This is a genomic window from Mycobacterium sp. NGS11 (assembly GCF_059813315.1).
Window position 1 is genome coordinate 447,491 of the sequence record NZ_JCALEJ010000001.1, and the last position, 19,835, is coordinate 467,325.

Here is a 19,835-nt window from a genome sequence, read left to right on the forward strand (position 1 = left end):
CGAGTCGGGGGATGGCTGCGCCGTAACGCGATGACTCGGAATCCGTGTATCCGCCGGCTCGCAGGCCGCACTGCCATCACTCGACGCGCGCAGCGTCGTTCATTGCACCGTTGTGGCGGTGTTTGTCGACGGATTCCGACGGGAGAGGATCGGGGGAGACGTGAGCGGCCCGCTTGGCTTGTCGATCGGCACGGCCAACCTGGTGGCCGCGCGCACCGGCAGCGCCCCGGTGACCCGTGCGTCGGTCTTGACGATGTACGGCCACCGGCCCCCGGAGGTGGGCACGCCGAGGGAGAATCCTCGCCTGGACGAATCCGGCCTGCTTCTCGGCGGATTCGTCGAGCGGGTCGGAGACGACCAACCGTTAGTCGCCGCCGACGGAACGCGTCACGCCGCCGCGGCGCTCACCGCCGCCGCGCTCGACGGGATGGCGCGCAGCGTCGGTGGGGCCCCGGTCGCCATCGCGGTGCCCGGGCATTGGCACGAGCGTCAGGTCGCCGCACTGCGGGCGGCGCTGCGCGAGTACCCCGCCCTCGCGCCCGAGGCGTTACCGGCTTTCATTTGCGACGGCACGGCCGCGTTGGCCGCGCTGTACGCCCAACCCGGATTTCCCAGCGACGGTGGCGTGGTGCTGTGCGACTTCGGCGCGAGCGGCAGCAGCATCACGCTCACCGATGCCGCCGCCAACTTCCGTCAGATCGCTCCGACGTTGCGCTACACCGGCTTCTCCGGCAATCAGCTCGACCAGGCAATCATGCGACACGTCGCATCGAACATGGGTGCCGACGCCGCCAACACCGCGCCGCTGGCTCCGCTGGGTCGTCGCCTCGAACAATGCCGGAACGCAAAGGAACAGCTGTCATCGGCGACGGTCGCCGTCATCCCGGCTGATCTTCCCGGTGTCGGATCCGACGTCCGGTTGACCCGCGGCGAGTTCGAGGAACTCATCGAAGAACCCCTGCAACGTTTCATCGACTGCGTCGTGAATGTGTTGCAACGCAATCAGATTCCGGCGCAGCGACTCGCCGCGGTCGCCACGGTCGGTGGTGGTGCCTGTATCCCGCTGATCACCAACCAATTGTCGGAGCGTTTGCAGGCGCCGGTTGTCACGACATCGCAACCCCTGTTGAGTGCGGCTATCGGCGCAGCGGTCCTGGCCCAGCTGCGTTCTCCGGCCGGTGCGCCGGGCCCATCTCGTGCCGTCGGCGCCCCGGCAACTGTCGCAGGCCAGGCGCCAGCCGCCCTGACGGAAGGCGTCGCAGCCACCGAAGTGGGCCCGACTGCCTGGGCGGCCGGGACTGCCCACAGCGCCGCGGGGCAAGCGGCCGCCGACGGCGACCAGTCGGCGACGTACCGCGCGCTGGCGTGGTCTCAGGATGCCTCTTCCGGCGAGGTGCCCATACCTGCCCGCGAGGACGAGCTTGTAGACCATGAGGAGGCCGGCGCGATCCCGCCGAGCGCTGAGGTCTCCCGCGGTGCTCCACAGGTCGCAGCCAGGCCGCGGCGACGGCCGTGGCTACGACGCTCGGCAGTGCTGGTCAGCACCGCCGGCGCGGCCGCACTGGTGCTGCTCGTGGCCGCCGGGTTGGCCGTGCGGCTGGGCGGCGTCGGGAACAGACCGACCGATAACGTGCGCAACGTAACCCCGCCGGTCGAATCGTCGCGGCTAGCACCGCCGGTGACTACCAGCGCCGCCCCGGTCTCACCGAATTCCGAGTCGACCGAATCGCAGCCGCCGCGGTCGACGACGGTTACAACCACGCAGCCACCGCCGACGACGACGTCGCCGACCACCACCTACCCGACTTCCACCTACCCGACTTCCGCCCACCCGACCACCTCCTATCCGACGACTCCGTACCCGACCACCTCTTTGCCGACTCCGTATCCGGCGACCACCTATCCGACGACTCCGTATCCGGTGGCCCCGTATCCAACCGTGAGCCAGAGCGTGACGCCGGCGTACCCGACGATGCCCACGACCGCCATAGAGCACTGAACCCCAGAACCGTTGTGGCCCTTACTGACCCACCGCTTCCACACGCAAACTGTGAAGACGCTGAAAGCTTGCCGAACATCAGTTTGTCGGCCGGTCAGGCGGGTAGTCAGCGGTAATGGTCGGGCTGCTCGCACGCCTGTGGCTCAAAGCGTGGCACAAGGTTTTCACCTCGCCCCTCCTCACGCTCAACGGCTACGTCGCCTTTGATCTGCCGCGCACGGTGACGGGCTTGGGCGCATCGCTGCTTGTGGGCCTGGCGGCGATACATGCCTATCTGTTGGCCAGCCGGCCGGGTCTACCGCTGTATTTCCTGGTATACGTCGCCGTGCTGATCGCCGCCTGCCTCGCCGCCGCCGGGGCGATGGCGTTTCCCCTCAAACCTCTTGTGCCGCAGGCGGGCTGGTTTGCCGGCAGTCTGATCAGCGCGGCCTTCCTGGTGATCTATGTGGTCAGCCGGTTCGCCGGCCTGCCCGGGCTGGTGGCGTTGACCGGCCGCTGGGACCTGGCGCCCGGGACGCTTGCCATGGCGCTCGCCGCAGGCTTCATCGCCGTGCACACCACCGTCCTGTCCGGCATCAACGTGGCGTATCCGCAACGGCAGAATTGGCGCGACTGAACGGTGAAGACATGACAGTCCTTGACTACCCGGCGTGGCTGCGTATCGACCACTGGCTCAACGTGTTGTTTTTGACTTTGGTGATCCGCAGCGGCGTCGAGATCCTGTCCACCCACCCGAAGCTGTACTGGCATGACGACAGCAAGCCGGGCAGCGAGTGGGCGCGCTTCACGGTCAAGGAAATGCCGATCAACAAGCTTTACGACACCCTCGACGAGGAGGAGGACTACAGCTCCCTGTTTTCGTTGCCCGGCCACAAGAAACTGGGCATGGGCCGGCACTGGCATTTCTTTTCGGTGATCGGCTGGATCCTCGTCGGGCTGTCGTACTACATCCTGCTGTTCGCCACCGGCCAGTGGCACCGCTATTGGCCGGCCTCATGGTCGATCTTCCCCGAGGCGTGGAACGACATCGTCACCTACATGAGTTTCAACCTGCCGCCCCTGCTGCCCGGAGAACCCCTGGATGCCATCCAGAAGCTGACCTACGCCGGCGTGATCTTCTTGTTGGCACCGTTTCAGATCCTGACCGGCGCCGCGCAGTCTCCGGCGATCGAGGCCGCGTTCCCGTGGTACGTGCGCATGTGGGGCGGTCGGCAATGGGCGCGAAGCCTGCACTTCCTCGGCCTGGTCGCTTTCCTGGTCTTCATCGTCATCCACCTGTCGATGATCTTCTTCTGGAGTTGGGGCCAGCTCACCGCCGCAATGATCTTCGGCTCCGTCCGCAACATCGGCTGGGCCACCGTCTTGTCGCTGGTGATCATCGCGGCCATCGTTGCCGTGCACATCGCGGCGACGGTGTGGAGTCTGCGCCGACCCGTTCAGGTTCGCCGCGTGCTGGGCGCCGTGGTCACCCGCGCCCGCAAAGTCCTACTGCGGCCGCTGAATTCCAAGCAGAACTACCCCGAGCGCATGACGTCCAAGGAGCACCGGGTGAACGGCAAGCCGCCGACGAGCGCCGAGTACAAGGTGATGGCCGTGCACAACTTCGTCGATTGGCGTGTGCGGGTGGGCGGCCTGGTGGAGAACCCCGTGACGCTGGACCTCGACGAGTTGCGTTCCCTCGCCGATCGACAGTCGCAACGCGTGATGCACAACTGCGTGCAGGGCTGGACCAGCATCGGCCAGTGGAGTGGCGTGCCGCTGGCCCAGCTCGCCGACCACGTGCGTCCCCTGCCGCAGGCGAAATACATCTGCTTTCTGACCATGCAGGACACCGGCCGCGACGAGCCGAGCGCGGAAGGAGAGGGCCAGTTCTACGAGGTGATCGATCTCGAACTCGCGTACAAGCCGCAAACGTTGCTGGCCTACGAGATGAACGGAAAGCCGCTGCCCATCAAGCACGGCGCGCCGCTGCGATTACGGGTCGAGACCCAGGTCGGCTTCAAGATGGCGAAGTGGATCAACCAGATCGAGTTCATCGACGACTACTCCGGCATCGGCCACGGTTTGGGCGGCTGGCGCGAGGACAACGTCCACTACGACAAGGACGTGGAGATCTGAGATGACCGACACGAGCGTGCGGCCCGAGCTGATCGACCTGCAAAGCGTTGAGCGCGAACGGGTCTTAGAGCTGGTGGCGGTCAAGGGCGGTCACTGCGCCGGATGCGGCGCCAAGGATTTCTCCGTAGGGCACGCGCTGTATCTCGGGTTTCTGTTCCTCGACGAGGATGACGACGCCTTCATGGTGGCGTTGACCTGCCGCAATGGCGGCTGCCCCGCGCCGCGCACCGGAATCGTGTTGGCGGCCAACGAGTTCTTGTCCGACTACCGGGAGATCTCCAATGTCGAGGACATCGCGAGCCGGGCCAGGGCGAGACAAGCTAGCGCAACCTGGGGTGGCTCGGGGTATCGGTGAACCGTGGCCGGGCGAGACCGAACCTCTCGATCAAGTCCGACACCGAACGCAGCTCGTCACATAGGGATTGGAACCGGCGTTCGGCGGCCTCGTCGAGCAGGCCAAGACAGCTGTAGTGCACCAGCCGCCGGAACCGCCCGGCAAGTGCTGCCCCCCAACGGATTCCGAAGTCGTAGATCTGGCCCTCGGGGACGTCGTCGAGTCGCGCGAGTTCTTTGAGAGCCGCGACCCGGTCGGCGAGTAGCTCGAAGTCGTCATCGGTCCCGATCGGCTCGGGCTCCCGCGTTGTTGTGCTCATCTGCACTCCTTCTACCGCGCCGCACTAGTCACGTCGATGCCATCCTGCGTTCGGGCTGTACCCCGGTGAGCGCACCGCTACACGTTGCCAGGCGACCCGGAAGCCTCGCCGCCTACAGAATCGGTCGCCCGCCGGTCACCGCCACCCGCGCACCGGAGATGTAACTCGCGTCATCGGAGGCCAGCAGCACATAGATCGGGGCGAGTTCAGCGGGCTGACCGGCGCGTCCCAGCGGCACGTTGTCGCCGAACGACTCCACGCTGTCCGGCGGCATGGTCGACGGGATCAAAGGCGTCCATATCGGTCCTGGAGCCACACTGTTGACCCGAATGCCCTTGTCGCCCAATAGCTGGGCCAGGCTGGCCGAAAAATTAGCGATGGCGGCCTTCGTCGCCGCGTAGGGCGCCAACGTGGGATTGGGCGTATCGGAATTGACCGACGAGCTGCCGATGATCGACGAGCCGGGGCTCATGTGCGGCACGGCCGCCTTGACGAGATAGAAATACGCGCCGATGTTGAGCCGAAAGGTGTACTCCCACTCCTCGTCGCTGATCTCGTCGAGACTCTTGCGCATCATCTGATACGCGGAGTTGTTGACGAGGATGTCCAGGCCGCCCAGTTCCTGCACCGCCCGGTCTACGACGGCGCGGCAGTGCGCGGGGTCGGAGAGATCGCCGGGCACCAGCACGCATTTGCGCCCGGCGCTGGTGACGTAACGGGCGACGTCGCGCGCGTCGTCGTCCTCGTTGAGGTAGGCGATCAGCACGTCGGCGCCTTCGCGCGCGAACGCGATCGCAACCGCGCGTCCGATGCCGCTGTCGCCGCCGGTGATGATCGCCCTTTTGCCCAGCAGTTTTCCCGATCCCTGGTAACTGTTTTCACCACAATCGGGAATCGGGTCCATTTGCGCCTGCACACCGGGAACGGATTGTTGTTGCGCTACAAAACCCATGCGATTTCCTTTACCGATTCAACGTGATTTGTGATCCTCAATCGCGCGCCGCCGTTGCACGTGACTGCTCCCTTCGCGGTCGCCTTGAATAGGCCCTCGGCCGCTTCGAGGCCGGATCGGCCCTAGCGCACCGATTACCCTTCGACGCTCGGCCTAATCGCCACGGGCGGTTGTGAGTAATGATGCATTTGTTATCACCTGATGCAAAAGATACTGCTCAACAATGCAGTCGAATTTCCGCGGCTGACCACGTGATATCACTGCCGATGTTTAAGACGGCGGCGGGTTGGCTATTTTGCTAGCTATACCTCTATGCCCTTCAGGGGGGCAATTGTTCGATACGAAAGGAATGAACAATGAAGGTCACCAAGACTGCCGTCGCGACAGCTGCCGCTGCCGGGGGGATAGCGGTGGCGACCCTTTTCGCGACGCCCGCTTCTGCCGCGCCCAACATTCAGGGGTTCGGCACCAGCGAGCAGCTCGTCGACGGGCCGCTGATCACCAACTACACGGTGAGCAACCTGCAGCCCAGCAATGTCACCATCCCCGGCTACACGCCGAAAGGCACGCTGTACCAGGCCGACGTCACCGCCAGGTCTGACGGCGGGCTGGTAACTCCCATGGTCAACGATTTCATCGCCCGCGGTCCCAACGGCCAGAACTACCGGGTGATCGACAAGGTCGGTGCCCCTAATGGGCTCAACCCGGCACCGATCTCCCAGGGCAACGAGTCGACCGGCACGCTGTACTTCGACGTGACCGGCGCGCCGCCGAACGGTGTCGTCTACAACGACGGGATGCAGGACATCCTGATGTGGACGTCCAACATGCAGGGTGGCTCGGAGCCTGCCGCGCCGAACAGCCCGGCACCGGCACCTGGTGCCCCGCCCGCACCGGCGCCGCACACCGCCTAAACGGGTTGCAAATGCTCCCCGCGCCACGCCGAGTGGCGCGGGGAGATTTGCGTCCGGGGGAATCGTGCGCGCCCGAATCGGGTACCCGGTACGGCATGAGTAACCCGGATCACAGGCCGGCGCCGGTACGCGCCCAAGCGAGGCGGCAGGCCGAGGACGCCCGCGCGGCGATGGAAGAACGGCGTGACAACCAAGCAGGCGGGCTGAGCGGCTGGGTGGCCGAGCGTGCGGCGCGATGGGACCTTTCCGGCCAGGACGAGACCACCCTGCAGCGACAGAAATATCTGTGGAATGTGCTGGTGGACTACTGGTTTCGGATGGAAATCGACGGGTGGGAGAACATTCCGGAGAAGCCGCCGGCGCTTCTGGTGGGGATTCACTCCGGGGCCCCATTCGTCTGGGACGCCTGGACCGTTGGCCTGCAATGGTGGCGGTGGTTCGGGCAGGAGCGGCCCCTGCACGGCACCGCCCACGATGCGTTGATGGCAATCCCCTTGTTCGGGCGGTACTTCCGAGCGATGGGGGTGCTGCCGGCCGCGCCCGACGCGATCGCCACCGCATTGGCGGAAGGCCGTGACGTGGCGCTGTGGCCCGGCGGGGAAGTGGACTCACTGCGCCCGTGGACCGAGCGCGATCAGGCCAACCTGGCGGGACGGACCGGCTTCGTCAAGATGGCGATTCGGGCCGGCGTACCGATCGTGCCGATCGCGACCGTCGGCGGCGCCGACGCGATGCCTGTGCTGATCCGCGGTGACCGGTTGTCGAAAACCCTGCGCCTGGACCGTATCTTGCGGCTCAAGGTATTTCCGTTGGCCGTCTCGTTGCCCTGGGGGATCGCACCGGCGGCACTCCCGCAGCTGCCCCTGCCGGCCAAGATCAGAACCCGGTTCATGCCCGCCGTGGAACTCGACAACGATCCCGAGCGAGCGGACGACGACCAATACGTCGAACGCAAATACCACGAGGTGCAAGACGCGATCCAGGACGGAATGGATGCGCTGGCGCGCAAGCGTGCGTTTCCGCTCTTTGGCTGATCGACGGCGGCTCAGGGCTCTGCTGGTTCCGGATTCATCGGACCACGCGCGGGAGTTGTCGTCGAGGTCCAGATCGGCGTGAGCCTCGAGCCGGCGACCCATTCCGGCTGCGGCGGCGTTGCGGCTCGGTAGCCGACTCCGCGGACGGTGTCGACCATGAATCGGTGGCGCGTACCGAGCTTGGCGCGCAGCCGCCGGATGTGCACGTCGACCGTCCGCGCCTTGCCGGTGCTGTCGTAGCCCCATGCCTCTCGCATCAGCCGGGTTCGCGTGAATGCCTGACCGGCGTGCTGCACAAGGAAGTTCAGCAGTTTGAACTCGGTGAGCGTCAAACCGAGGTCGCTGCCGTCCAGCGACGCGGTGGAACTGGCCGGATGCAGCAGGAGGTCGCCGAACTTCAGGCTGCCCTCGATCGCGCTGCGCCGGCGGCTGATCGCAAGGCGCAACCGGGCCTGTAACTCTTCGGCGCCGGTGCCGGGCAGCATCACGTCATCGAAGTGGGAGTCGACTTCGACGGTGGCACCGTCGGCCGGTGCTACGAGCGCCACTACCGCGGTGCCGGGGTTGTCGGTCGTCAGCCGAGAGCTGACATCCTGGGCCATCGCCATGTTCGTGCGCGCATCGACGATGGCGATGTCGGCCATGGCGCACTGCCCGTCGGTGTCCGCCGTCAGGCTGGCGCGGCGCATCGGTTGCGCGAACGTCGACAACGGGAGGGCAGATTCGAAGTCGTCCTCGTCGGTGAGCACCACCACGTCCAACCGCATCTCCTAACCTCGTGACGTCCCGGTTCCCCCCCGGTCCGTAGGCACCTCTGCGGAGATGTCGTACAGCGCTAGCCGTGGGTACCCAGCTCGTCCGAAACTATGCAAAAGCTATGCGACTTGAGGTCAGTACTGGCCGATGCGCCTGCGAACAACGACGGGCCCGGCCCGTTTTCACGGACCGGGCCCATCGTCTACGACGTGCTACTGGGCGTCTTTCTGGCGCTCCTCGGCCGCCTTGGCGCCGCCGCGCGCGGCCTCCGCTTCGGCTTCCTTCTTCGCCGCGTCGCGCTGCGCCTCGGCCTTGTCTTGCTGCGCCTGGCCCTCGCGGGTGAGGTCATCACGACCGGCCACCGCGCCTACGGCCTCCTTGGCCTTGCCTTTGACGTCTTCGACGACGCCTTTCACAGCTTCGGCAGGTCCGGACTTGTTTTCTTCAGCCATGGAAGTGCTTCCTCCTCGTTGGCGTACTCTGAGCGATCCATTGCTCAACGGCGATCGCGAGCGATCGACCCGGTCATACGGCGAGGCCGGTCCTCATTGCTTAAGACCGCATCTCTGCCGCGTTGATGCGGATTCCCATGCCATCCGTGGCTCAAACGCGCGTCGGCAGAAAGCACATCGGCGTGAGGTATTTCGGTACCGCCAGACTCGAAAATTGGCCCGGCGCCCCAACTGTGCGCATAATGCACCCCGCCGAGGCCGCATTGTGCTGCGATGAGGCAGGATGTGAAATGCCGTTCCGGATTGAGGTCGCCCGGGATGGCACTCTCATGCGAGGAGTCTGATGACGGAGTCCAGGGAGCCCCACGTCGCCGGCTCGGCGGCTCCGAGGCCGGAGCCGGCAACCGGCGGCAACGGCGTATCGACATCTGCACCGGAAAACGGATCGGGTTCTGGCCAGCCGCTCGGCAGGGCGAGGTATTCGCGGGTGTTGCTCAAGCTGGGCGGTGAGATGTTCGGTGGCGGCCAGGTCGGCCTGGACCCCGATGTCGTGGCGCGGGTGGCGCGACAGATCGCCGAGGTGGTTCGCGGCGGCGTCCAGGTCGCCGTCGTAATCGGCGGCGGCAACTTCTTCCGGGGTGCCCAGCTTCAGCAGCGCGGCATGGAACGCACCCGTTCGGACTACATGGGCATGTTGGGCACCGTGATGAACAGCCTGGCGCTGCAGGACTTCCTGGAGAAGGAAGGCATCGTCACCCGGGTCCAGACCGCCATCACCATGGGTCAGGTCGCGGAGCCCTATCTGCCCCTGCGCGCCGTGCGCCACCTCGAGAAGGGGCGCGTGGTGATCTTCGGAGCCGGTATGGGACTGCCGTACTTCTCCACGGACACCACCGCCGCGCAGCGTGCCTTGGAGATCGGCGCCGAAGTGGTCCTGATGGCCAAGGCCGTCGATGGCGTGTTCGACGCGGATCCGCGGCAGCATCCCGATGCCGAATTGATCGCCGCGATCAGTCATCGTGAGGTCATCGACCGCGGGCTACGAGTGGCCGATGCAACCGCGTTCAGCCTGTGCATGGACAATGGCATGCCGATCCTGGTGTTCAACCTGCTGACCAATGGCAATATCGCCCGGGCGGTCGCTGGTGAGAAGATCGGGACTCTGGTCACCACCTGAAACCGACGACGCGATGACGTGCCGTGGGAGGACGTGCAGCGCAGCAATGAAGAGGAGCGACGCACATGATTGACGAGGCTCTCTTCGACGCGGAAGAGAAAATGGAAAAGGCCGTAGCCGTTGCCCGCGACGACCTGTCGACCATCCGGACCGGGCGTGCCAACCCGGGCATGTTCTCGCGGATCGTGATCGACTATTACGGCGCGGCCACGCCCATCACGCAACTGGCCAGTATCAACGTGCCCGAGGCGCGCCTCGTCGTCATCAAGCCCTACGAAGCCAGCCAGGTGGGCGCGATCGAGACGGCGATTCGCAATTCCGACCTCGGCGTCAACCCCACCAACGACGGCACCCTGATCCGGGTGGCGGTCCCGCAACTCACCGAGGAGCGCCGCCGGGAGCTGGTCAAGCAGGCCAAGGGCAAGGGGGAGGACGCCAAGGTCTCGGTGCGCAACATCCGCCGCAAGGCGATGGAGGAGCTGCACCGGATTCGCAAGGACGGCGAGGCCGGCGAGGACGAGGTCGGCCGGGCCGAAAAGGACTTGGACAAGACCACCCACCAGTACGTCACCCAGATCGAAGAGCTGGTCAAGCACAAAGAAGGCGAACTGCTGGAGGTCTAGCGACCGCTCAGCAGCTAAGTTCATCCACGCCAGTGGCTACCCCAGAACCCGGCGCAACCGACCTGCCCGACGATCCGGCGCGCGCGGGCAAGGACACCGTCGCGCAGCCGGCCGAGAAGGCATCCCGGGCCGGACGCGACTTGCGCGCCGCCATCGCGGTGGGCACGGCTATCGGCGGCGTCCTGGTGGTGACGCTGGTGTTCGCGCCGCGGTTCTGGGTACCCATCGTCGCCCTGGCCATCGTCGTGGCCACCCATGAGGTGGTCCGGCGGTTGCGCGAGGCCGGCTACGTCATACCCGTGATCCCGCTGCTGGCGGGGGGCCAGCTCACCGTCTGGCTGACCTGGCCGTTCCACGCCGCGGGCGCACTGGCCGGCTTCGGCGTCACCGTCGTGGTGTGCAACGTGTGGCGGCTGTTCATGCGGCACAGCCGCACACGGACGGAGCCGGCCGACGGCTCTTCGTCCAACTACCTCCGGGACGCCTCGGCCACCGTGTTCCTGGCCGCGTGGGTGCCGCTGTTCGCGTCCTTCGGCGTGCTGCTGGTCTACCCGCACGACGGGGCGGGGCGGGTGTTCTGCCTGATGATCACCGTCGTCGCCTCCGACACCGGCGGATATGCCGTGGGGTCGCTGTTGGGCAAGCATCCGATGGTCCCGGCGATCAGCCCCAAGAAGTCCTGGGAGGGATTCGCCGGTTCCCTGGTGTTCGGAATCACCGCGGCGACGCTGACGGCGACCTTCCTGGCCGGCAAGCCGCCGTGGATCGGCGCGTTGCTGGGCGTTGTCCTGGTGCTGACCTGCACGCTCGGCGATCTGGTGGAATCGCAGGTCAAGCGCGATCTCGGCATCAAAGACATGGGCCGGCTGCTGCCCGGCCACGGTGGCCTGATGGATCGGCTCGATGGGGTGCTGCCATCGGCGGTCGCGGCCTGGACGGTGCTGACACTCGTTCGCTAGGCCGGTCCGAACGTGACCGATACTGGACAGGTCATGGTTCAACAGTTGGTTTTCTCCGAGCCCCGCCCCGGCAGGCCGCCGCGGCACCTGGCCGATCTCGACGAGGACGGCCGCGCGTCCGCCGTCGCGGAGCTGGGCCTGCCGGCGTTTCGCGCCAAGCAGCTGGCGCATCAGTACTACGGCCGGCTGATCGCCGATCCGCGGCAGATGACCGATCTGCCGGCGGGATTGCGCGACGCCATCGCCGAGACGATGTTCCCCATTCTGCTGACCGCGGCCTCCGACGTGACCTGCGATGCCGGCCAGACGCGGAAGACGTTGTGGCGGGCCCTCGATGGGGTCACCGTCGAGTCGGTGCTGATGCGCTATCCGCAACGCAACACGGTGTGCATCTCGTCGCAGGCCGGCTGCGGCATGGCGTGCCCGTTCTGCGCGACGGGTCAGGGCGGGTTGACCCGCAACCTGTCGACGGCCGAGATCCTCGAACAGGTCCGCGCCGGCGCCGCGGCCCTGCGCGACGACTTCGGCGACCGGCTGTCCAACGTGGTGTTCATGGGCATGGGGGAGCCGCTGGCCAACTACGCCCGCGTGGTCGCCGCGGTGCGGCGCATCATCGCCCCGCCGCCACAGGGATTCGGTATCTCGGCCCGTTCGGTCACCGTCTCGACGGTGGGCCTGGCGCCTGCCATCCGCAAACTCGCCGACGAACGCCTCGGCGTCACGCTCGCGCTGTCGCTGCACGCGCCCGACGACGAACTGCGCGACACGCTGGTGCCGGTCAACAACCGGTGGAAGATCACCGAAGCCCTCGACGCCGCACGCTATTACGCCGATGTCACCGGACGCCGGGTCTCGGTGGAGTACGCGTTGATCCGCGACGTCAACGACCAGCCTTGGCGCGCAGACCTATTGGGGCAGCGGCTGCATCGCGCGCTCGGGCCGCTGGTGCACGTGAACCTGATTCCGCTCAACCCGACCCCGGGAAGCGAGTGGGACGCCAGCCCGAAAGCCGTGGAGCGGGAGTTCGTGCGGCGGGTCCGCGGCAAGGGCGTCTCGTGCACGGTGCGCGACACTCGCGGACGCGAAATCAGCGCCGCCTGCGGACAGCTGGCCGCCGAACGCGGATGACGCGGGGGCGGGCTGTGACGGCTACCTGATCCAGCCGCGGCGACGGCCCCACAGGTCGCGGATCAGAGCCACCAGGATCAGCGTCGCAAAACCGATCAGGAACCAGTTCTCGATGTGGCCGACGTGGTTGCCGCGCAGCATCGCCAGCAGGAAGCCGAAGCCGACCAGTCCCGCGATGTGCCAGCTCCGGTGGTTGATCCGGCTCCAACCCCACGCTGCCGACGGGACCTCGACGGCGTCGACGCCGCTGACGTGCTCCACCTCGGTACTGGCCACGGCGAAATCCCCTTCGGATCGGATTGGCTTGTCCTTGGAGAATTCTGGCACACCCCCGGGCGGGCTAGGGGGCGTGGCCCGGCAGATGGCCCCGGTCGGTGCCGGGCGGCACAATGAGTGGGTGACCAACCCGATGACGGACGGGCAAACGCGGGAGCGGCTCCGCGTGCTGGTGCTGGGCAGCACCGGCTCCATCGGCACCCAGGCGCTGGACGTCATCGCCGCCAACCCGGACCGCTTCGAGGTGGTCGGCCTTGCGGCGGGCGGCGCCAACCTGGACACGCTGTTGCGCCAGCGCGCCGAGACGGGTGTTACCAACATCGCGGTCGCCGACGAAGCGGCGGCGCAGCGGGCCGGCGACATCCCCTACGCCGGGCCCGAAGCGGCCACCCGGCTGGTCCAGGAGACCGAGGCCGACGTCGTGCTCAACGCGCTGGTGGGGGCGTTGGGCCTGCGGCCGACGCTGGCCGCGCTGGAGTCGGGCGCCCGGCTGGCGCTGGCCAACAAGGAATCGCTGATCGCCGGCGGTCCGCTGGTGCTCCAGGCCGCCAAGCCGGGGCAGATCGTGCCGGTCGACTCCGAACATTCCGCGCTGGCGCAATGCCTGCGCGGCGGGACCGCCGACGAAGTCGCCAAGCTGGTGCTGACCGCCTCCGGCGGCCCGTTCCGCGGCTGGACGGCCGCGCAGCTCGAGGACGTCACCCCGGAACAGGCGGGCGCCCATCCGACGTGGTCGATGGGCCCGATGAACACGCTGAACTCGGCCTCGCTGGTCAACAAGGGGCTCGAGCTCATCGAGACCCACCTGCTGTTCGGCATTGCGTATGACCGCATCGAGGTGGTCGTGCACCCCCAGTCGATCGTTCATTCGATGGTTACCTTCGTCGACGGCTCGACGCTGGCCCAGGCCAGCCCGCCGGACATGAAGCTGCCGATCTCGCTGGCCCTGGGCTGGCCGCAGCGGGTCCCCGCTGCGGCCGCGAGCTGCGACTTCAGCACGGCCTCTAGCTGGGATTTCGAGCCCCTGGACGATGACGTGTTCCCCGCCGTTGAACTGGCCCGATACGCCGGGCAGACCGGTGGCTGCATGACCGCCGTCTACAACGCGGCCAACGAAGAGGCGGCGGAGGCCTTCCTCGCTGGCCGGGTCGGGTTCCCCGCGATCGTCAAAACCATCGCCGACGTGCTGCACGCCGCCGACCAGTGGGCACCCAAATTTGGGGAAGTACCCGCTAACGTGGATGAGGTACTCGACGCGCAGCGCTGGGCACGTGACCGGGCGCGGCGTTCCGTCGCACAAGTCCAGCCCGCCAAGGTGTCAGCAAAAGCCTCCGGAGTGGTGTGAGAAAGGTCCAGCAGACCAGATGATGTTCGTTATCGGCATTGTGCTGTTCGCACTGGCCATCCTGATCTCGGTGGCCCTGCACGAGTGCGGGCACATGTGGGTTGCGCGCGCGACCGGCATGAAGGTGCGGCGCTACTTCGTCGGCTTCGGCCCCACCCTGTGGTCGACCCGGCGCGGGGAGACCGAGTACGGCCTCAAGGCGGTTCCGCTGGGCGGCTTCTGCGACATCGCCGGAATGACCTCGGTGGAGGAGCTGGCGCCCGACGAGACCGACCGCGCCATGTTCAAGCAGAAGGTGTGGAAGCGGGTGGCGGTGCTGTTCGCCGGTCCGGCCGCGAACTTCGTCATCGCCCTGGTGTTGCTCTACGGCATCGCGCTGATCTGGGGCCTGCCGAACCTGCATCCGCCGACTCGGGCGGTGGTCGGCGAAACCGCTTGCGTGGCACCGGAAGTGGCGCCGGGCAAGGTCGCGGACTGCACCGGGCCCGGTCCGGCGGCGCTCGCCGGTATCCGCCCAGGCGACGTCATCGTCAAGGTGGGCAACACCCCGGTTTCGACCTTCGAGGACATGGCCGCCGCGATCCGCAAGCTGCACGGCAACGTCCCGATCGTCGCCGAGCGCAACGGCACGACCATCACCGCCTACGTCGACGTCACAACCACCCAGCGCTACCTGAGTACCGGGTCCGACGCCAAGGGCGGTCGGCAGCAACCCTCGACGGTCGGCGCCATCGGCGTCGGCGCGGTCAAGGTCGCGCCCACGCACTACGGGCCGTTGACGGCGATCCCCGCCACCATCGCCTTCACCGGTGACCTCACCCGCGAGGTGGGCAAGGCGCTCGTCGCGATCCCGACGAAGGTCGGTGCGCTGGTGCACGCGATCGGCGGCGGGCAGCGCGACCCGGAGACGCCGATGAGCGTCGTCGGGGCCAGCATCGTCGGCGGCGACACCGTCGACCACGGGTTGTGGGTGGCGTTCTGGTTCTTCCTGGCCCAGCTGAACCTGATCCTGGGCGCGATCAACCTGGTGCCGTTGCTGCCCTTCGACGGCGGCCACATCGCCATCGCGGTGTTCGAGAAGATCCGCAACCTGATCCGGTCGGCCCGTGGCATGGTCGCGGCCGCGCCGGTGAACTACCTCAAGCTCATGCCCGCGACGTACGTCGTGCTGGTGTTCGTGGTCGGCTACATGCTGCTCACCGTGACCGCCGATCTGGTCAACCCGATCAGGCTCTTCCAGTAACGAGACCGAAGGAATCAACACCGTGACCCGCGCCGGCGACGATGCAGAGTGTAGCGATGAGGAGGAGTGGCGCAAATGACCATTGGCCTGGGCATGCCGCAGACACCGGCGCCCACGCTCGCTCCCCGGCGTACTACGCGCCAATTGATGGTCCGTGACGTCGGGGTCGGCAGCGATCATCCGATTTCCGTGCAGTCGATGTGCACCACCAAGACGCACGACGTCAACACGACGCTGCAGCAGATCGCCGAGTTGACTGCGGCCGGCTGCGACATCGTCCGGGTGGCCTGCCCGCGTCAGGAGGATGCCGACGCGCTGGCCGAGATCGCCCGCCACAGCCAGATCCCGGTCATCGCGGACATCCACTTCCAGCCCAAGTACATCTTCGCCGCCATCGACGCGGGGTGCGCCGCGGTGCGGGTAAACCCCGGCAACATCAAGGAATTCGACGGCCGCGTGGGCGAGGTCGCCAAGGCCGCCGGTGCGGCAGGCATCCCGATCCGCATCGGCGTCAACGCGGGCTCGCTGGACAAGCGGTTCATGGAGAAGTACGGCAAGGCCTCCCCCGAGGCGCTGGTCGAGTCGGCGCTGTGGGAGGCCTCGCTGTTCGAGGAGCACGGCTTCGGCGACATCAAGATCAGCGTCAAGCACAACGACCCGGTGGTGATGGTCGCCGCCTACGAGCAGCTGGCCGAGCAATGTGACTACCCGCTGCACCTCGGGGTCACCGAGGCCGGCCCCGCGTTCCAGGGCACCATCAAGTCCGCGGTCGCCTTCGGCGCACTGCTGTCGCGCGGCATCGGCGACACCATCCGGGTGTCGCTGTCGGCGCCGCCGGTCGAGGAAGTCAAGGTCGGCATCCAGATACTCGAATCGCTGAACCTGCGGCCGCGCGGTCTGGAAATCGTGTCGTGTCCCTCGTGCGGGCGCGCGCAGGTCGACGTCTACACGCTGGCCAACGAGGTGACCGCCGGGCTGGACGGCCTCGACGTGCCGCTGCGCGTGGCCGTGATGGGCTGCGTCGTCAACGGCCCGGGGGAGGCCCGCGAGGCCGACCTGGGCGTCGCGTCGGGAAATGGCAAGGGCCAGATCTTCGTTCGCGGCGAAGTGATCAAGACGGTGCCCGAAGCCCAGATCGTCGAGACTTTGATCGAAGAGGCGATGCGAATCGCCGCGGAAATGGGCACCGACGGCGGACCGGATGCAACATCGAGCGGTTCACCTGTTGTCACCGTAAGCTGATTATCGCCAGCGCCCGGTCGAAGAGTTCGCACCACAGAGAGTTCGCCATATGTCGGCTCCGCCCCTGTTCCGCCTTGTCGGTGAGCGACGGGTGTCCGTGGTGCGCGACGCGGCTGCTGTCTGGCGGGTGCTCGACGCCGACCCCGTCGCGTCGTGCATGGTCGCGGCGCGGGTGGCCGACCACGGCATCGATCCCAATTCCATCGGCGGCGAACTGTGGACGTTGCGCGGTGCCGACGAGTCGCTGTGCTTCGCCGGCGCCAACCTGATCCCGCTGCGCGGGGCGCCGGCCGATCTGAGCGCGTTCGCCGACGAGGCCATGCGTGGGACGCGGCGCTGTTCGTCGCTGGTCGGCCGGGCCGAGCTGGTGATGCCGATGTGGGAGCGGCTCGAGGCGGCCTGGGGCCCGGCGCGTGACGTGCGCGACCACCAGCCGCTGCTGGCGTTGTCCAACCACCCCGGCTGCGAGCTCGACCCCGGGGTGCGACAGGTCCGGCCCGAAGAGCTGGACGCCTACCTGGTGGCCGCCGTCGACATGTTCATCGGCGAGGTGGGTGTCGACCCGCGGGTCGGCGACGGCGGACGCGGCTACCGGCGACGCGTCGCCAGCCTGATCACGGCCGGTCGCGCCTGGGCGCGGTTCGAGCACGGCCAGGTCGTCTTCAAGGCCGAGGTCGGCTCGCAGTCTCCGGGCGTGGGCCAGATCCAGGGCGTATGGGTGCACCCGGAGTGGCGTGGGGCCGGCCTGGGCACCGCGGGTACCGCGACGGTCGCCGCGGTGATCGTCGGCACCGGGCGAACCGCCAGCCTGTACGTCAACGACTTCAACACCGTGGCGCGCGCCGCGTACGCCCGTGTGGGCTTCACCGAGATCGGCACCTTCGCCACGGTGCTGCTCGACTAGCAGCGCCTTCTGCAGCAGACCGCCACGCTGGCAGTGACGCCCGGTGAGGAATGCCACGCTGGCGTGACGCCCGGTGACGAATGTCACGCGGGCGTGACGCCCGGCGGACGAGGACGCCCTCGATCCACACATCACGGATCGGTCTCGGTGTGTCGGCGCCACCGTTCAGGCCACAGTTCTTAACATTTGCACCGATGGCAACTAGAACAACAATGGCCTCATCTGCCTCAGGATTGCTGCTGGTCGCGGTCATCGTCCTGTCCGGATGCACGCCACGGCCCGACGGCCCGGGCCCGGCGGCGGAGAAATTCTTCTGCGCCCTGGCCATCGGCGACACCGCGACCGCCGCGCAGCTCAGCGACAGCCCCAACGAGGCCCGCGAGGCGCTCAACGCGGCCTGGTCCGGCCTGCAGGCATCCCACCTCGACGCCCAGGTCCTCAACGCCAAGTACGCCGAGGACAGCGGCACCGTCGGCTATCGCTTCACCTGGCACCTGCCCAAGAACCGGGCCTGGACCTACGACGGCCAGCTGAAGATGGCCCGCGACGAGGGGCACTGGGCGGTGCGGTGGACCACCACGGCGCTGCACCCCAAGCTGGGCGAGCACCAGACGTTCGCGCTGCGCGCCGACCGGCCGCACCGCGCCTCGGTGAATGAGGTCGGCGGCAGCGACGTGCTGGTCCCGGGTTACCTGTACCACTACACGCTGGACGCCACCCAGGCCGGTCAGGCCCTGTCCGGCACGGCACACGCGATCGTCGATGTGCTGCACCCCTTCAACGGGGCCCTCAACGACCCGCAGCTGCTCGCCGAGCAAGCCAGCTCGACGCCTCACCCGGTGGATCTGGGGGTGACCCTGCATCCCGACGACAACGACAAGGTGTCGCCCCTGGTCGGGCACCTGCCCGGCGTCGTGATCACCCCCCAGCCCGAAATGCTGCCCACCGACCCGCATTTCGCGCCGGCGGTCATCTCCGCGGTGAAGAAGGCCGTGGTGGACCAGCTCGACGGTGAGGCGGGCTGGCGGGTGGTGAGCGTCAACCAGAACGGCGTCGAGGTCGAAGTGCTGCACGAGGTCGAAGGGTCACCGGCGCCCTCGGTGTCGATCACCCTGGACCGGGTGGTGCAGAACGCCGCCCAGCGCGCGGTCGACAACAAGGGCGGCAAGGCGATGATCGTGGTGATCAAGCCGTCGACCGGAGAGATCCTCGCGATCGCGCAGAACGGCGGCGCCGATGCGGACGGGTTGCCCGCCACCAACGGCCTGTTCCCGCCGGGGTCGACGTTCAAGATGATCACCGCCGGCGCGGCCGTCGACCGCGACATGGCCACGCCCAACTCGATGCTCGGCTGCCCGGGCCACCTCGACATCGGTCACCGCACGGTGCCCAACTACGGCGGCTTCGATCTCGGCGTGGTGTCGCTGTCACGCGCGTTCGCCAGCTCGTGCAACACCACGTTCGCGGAGTTGAGCAGCCGGATGCCGCCTCGCGGTCTGACCCAGACGGCGGCCCAGTACGGGATGGGCCTCGACTACACGGTGGACGGCGTCACCACCGTGACGGGTTCGGTGCCACCGACGGTGGACCTGGCCGAGCGCACGGAGGACGGTTTCGGCCAGGGCAAAGTGCTGGCCAGCCCATTCGGCATGGCCCTGGTGGCGGCCACGGTCGCCGCCGGCAAGACGCCCGTGCCCCAACTGATCGTGGGCCGCCAGACGGCCGTGCAGGGTGACACCACGCCGATCAGCCCGAAGATGATCGACGCGCTGCGGCCGATGATGCGTCTGGTGGTGACCAACGGCACCGCCAAGGAGATCGCCGGTTGCGGCGAGATCTACGGAAAGACCGGTGAGGCCGAATTTCCGGGCGGATCGCACTCCTGGTTCGCCGGATACCGAGGCGACCTGGCCTTCGCCTCGCTGATCGTGGGGGGCGGCAGCTCGGAGTGGGCGGTCCGGATGACCAAGTTCATGTTCGAGGCGCTGCCACCGAACTTCCTCGCCTAGCGCCGGTCGCCAGCGCGGCGCGTGCGCCCGGCGCAGCGGGGCGGCGCCATC

20 protein-coding genes are annotated in these 19,835 nt (G+C 67.4%); 15 read left to right on the forward strand and 5 right to left on the reverse strand.

The window, feature by feature from the left end; translation table 11 throughout:
- Positions 1 to 160 precede the first annotated feature (160 nt).
- The 4 genes from AC5Y4T_RS02270 to AC5Y4T_RS02285 all read left to right on the forward strand — a co-directional run bounded on the left by AC5Y4T_RS02270 (position 161) and on the right by AC5Y4T_RS02285 (position 4,472).
- Entirely contained in the window at positions 161 to 1,999 is a 1,839-nt protein-coding gene (locus AC5Y4T_RS02270) for an Hsp70 family protein (protein ID WP_499951815.1), read from the forward strand.
- Between the two features lie 115 nt (positions 2,000 to 2,114).
- The gene (locus tag AC5Y4T_RS02275) at positions 2,115 to 2,615 is read left to right on the forward strand and encodes an oxidoreductase (protein WP_499951820.1); all 501 of its coding nucleotides are present in this window, start codon (positions 2,115 to 2,117) and stop codon (positions 2,613 to 2,615) included.
- 11 nt (positions 2,616 to 2,626) lie between these two features.
- Positions 2,627 to 4,117, forward strand: coding sequence for a molybdopterin-dependent oxidoreductase (locus tag AC5Y4T_RS02280; RefSeq protein WP_499919156.1), 1,491 nt, complete (start codon positions 2,627 to 2,629; stop codon positions 4,115 to 4,117).
- 1 nt (position 4,118) lies between these two features.
- A complete protein-coding gene (locus AC5Y4T_RS02285; RefSeq protein WP_499951824.1) occupies positions 4,119 to 4,472 on the forward strand; it encodes a hypothetical protein in 354 nt (117 codons plus the stop codon).
- Here the strand turns inward: AC5Y4T_RS02285 and AC5Y4T_RS02290 are convergent.
- Entirely contained in the window at positions 4,438 to 4,770 is a 333-nt protein-coding gene (locus tag AC5Y4T_RS02290; protein ID WP_499951827.1) for a hypothetical protein, read from the reverse strand. The two genes, AC5Y4T_RS02285 and AC5Y4T_RS02290, sit on opposite strands and share 35 nt — an antisense overlap.
- A gap of 112 nt (positions 4,771 to 4,882) precedes the next feature.
- Positions 4,883 to 5,722: an SDR family oxidoreductase gene (locus tag AC5Y4T_RS02295; protein WP_499951831.1), complete on the reverse strand. Its 840-nt coding sequence runs from the start codon at positions 5,720 to 5,722 to the stop codon at positions 4,883 to 4,885.
- A 356-nt stretch (positions 5,723 to 6,078) separates the two neighbouring features.
- Here AC5Y4T_RS02295 and AC5Y4T_RS02300 point away from each other — a divergent pair, with 356 nt between their 5' ends.
- Both AC5Y4T_RS02300 and AC5Y4T_RS02305 read left to right on the forward strand, forming a co-directional pair.
- Positions 6,079 to 6,636 carry an MPT63 family protein gene (locus AC5Y4T_RS02300; RefSeq protein WP_499919167.1) on the forward strand — a complete coding sequence of 186 codons (558 nt, stop codon included), beginning with the start codon at positions 6,079 to 6,081 and terminating at the stop codon, positions 6,634 to 6,636.
- A 95-nt stretch (positions 6,637 to 6,731) separates the two neighbouring features.
- On the forward strand, positions 6,732 to 7,670 hold the full coding sequence (locus tag AC5Y4T_RS02305) for a lysophospholipid acyltransferase family protein (RefSeq protein ID WP_499951833.1): 939 nt from the start codon (positions 6,732 to 6,734) through the stop codon (positions 7,668 to 7,670).
- An 11-nt stretch (positions 7,671 to 7,681) separates the two neighbouring features.
- On the opposite strand, the gene AC5Y4T_RS02310 is transcribed toward AC5Y4T_RS02305, so the two are convergent.
- The gene (locus AC5Y4T_RS02310; RefSeq protein ID WP_499951836.1) at positions 7,682 to 8,437 is read right to left on the reverse strand and encodes a winged helix-turn-helix domain-containing protein; all 756 of its coding nucleotides are present in this window, start codon (positions 8,435 to 8,437) and stop codon (positions 7,682 to 7,684) included.
- A 201-nt stretch (positions 8,438 to 8,638) separates the two neighbouring features.
- On the reverse strand, positions 8,639 to 8,878 hold the full coding sequence (gene mbp1, locus AC5Y4T_RS02315) for a microaggregate-binding protein 1 (RefSeq protein ID WP_499919171.1): 240 nt from the start codon (positions 8,876 to 8,878) through the stop codon (positions 8,639 to 8,641).
- A 343-nt stretch (positions 8,879 to 9,221) separates the two neighbouring features.
- Here mbp1 and pyrH point away from each other — a divergent pair, with 343 nt between their 5' ends.
- From pyrH to rlmN, 4 genes are all read left to right on the forward strand, one after another.
- The gene (gene pyrH, locus AC5Y4T_RS02320) at positions 9,222 to 10,055 is read left to right on the forward strand and encodes a UMP kinase (RefSeq protein WP_499951838.1); all 834 of its coding nucleotides are present in this window, start codon (positions 9,222 to 9,224) and stop codon (positions 10,053 to 10,055) included.
- Positions 10,056 to 10,120: 65 nt separating this feature from the next.
- The gene (gene frr, locus AC5Y4T_RS02325; protein WP_067130836.1) at positions 10,121 to 10,678 is read left to right on the forward strand and encodes a ribosome recycling factor; all 558 of its coding nucleotides are present in this window, start codon (positions 10,121 to 10,123) and stop codon (positions 10,676 to 10,678) included.
- 62 nt (positions 10,679 to 10,740) lie between these two features.
- Entirely contained in the window at positions 10,741 to 11,637 is an 897-nt protein-coding gene (locus AC5Y4T_RS02330) for a phosphatidate cytidylyltransferase (protein ID WP_499952002.1), read from the forward strand.
- Positions 11,638 to 11,670: 33 nt separating this feature from the next.
- Positions 11,671 to 12,765, forward strand: coding sequence for a dual-specificity RNA methyltransferase RlmN (gene rlmN / locus AC5Y4T_RS02335; RefSeq protein ID WP_499952004.1), 1,095 nt, complete (start codon positions 11,671 to 11,673; stop codon positions 12,763 to 12,765).
- 21 nt (positions 12,766 to 12,786) lie between these two features.
- On the opposite strand, the gene AC5Y4T_RS02340 is transcribed toward rlmN, so the two are convergent.
- Positions 12,787 to 13,041 (reverse strand): DUF2631 domain-containing protein, encoded by a 255-nt coding sequence (locus tag AC5Y4T_RS02340; RefSeq protein WP_499919174.1) that lies wholly within the window; start codon positions 13,039 to 13,041, stop codon positions 12,787 to 12,789.
- 121 nt (positions 13,042 to 13,162) lie between these two features.
- Between AC5Y4T_RS02340 and dxr the strand changes: the two genes are divergently transcribed.
- The 5 genes from dxr (at position 13,163) to AC5Y4T_RS02365 (ending at position 19,784) form a co-directional block, all read left to right on the forward strand.
- Positions 13,163 to 14,386: a 1-deoxy-D-xylulose-5-phosphate reductoisomerase gene (dxr, locus tag AC5Y4T_RS02345; RefSeq protein WP_499951839.1), complete on the forward strand. Its 1,224-nt coding sequence runs from the start codon at positions 13,163 to 13,165 to the stop codon at positions 14,384 to 14,386.
- A gap of 19 nt (positions 14,387 to 14,405) precedes the next feature.
- Complete coding sequence (locus AC5Y4T_RS02350) at positions 14,406 to 15,629, forward strand: M50 family metallopeptidase (RefSeq protein ID WP_499951840.1); 1,224 nt, start codon at positions 14,406 to 14,408, stop codon at positions 15,627 to 15,629.
- A 75-nt stretch (positions 15,630 to 15,704) separates the two neighbouring features.
- Complete coding sequence (gene ispG, locus AC5Y4T_RS02355; protein WP_499951841.1) at positions 15,705 to 16,871, forward strand: flavodoxin-dependent (E)-4-hydroxy-3-methylbut-2-enyl-diphosphate synthase; 1,167 nt, start codon at positions 15,705 to 15,707, stop codon at positions 16,869 to 16,871.
- 49 nt (positions 16,872 to 16,920) lie between these two features.
- Entirely contained in the window at positions 16,921 to 17,775 is an 855-nt protein-coding gene (locus AC5Y4T_RS02360; protein WP_499951842.1) for a GNAT family N-acetyltransferase, read from the forward strand.
- A gap of 194 nt (positions 17,776 to 17,969) precedes the next feature.
- A complete protein-coding gene (locus AC5Y4T_RS02365) occupies positions 17,970 to 19,784 on the forward strand; it encodes a penicillin-binding transpeptidase domain-containing protein (protein ID WP_499951844.1) in 1,815 nt (604 codons plus the stop codon).
- The last annotated feature ends 51 nt before the right edge of the window (positions 19,785 to 19,835 follow it).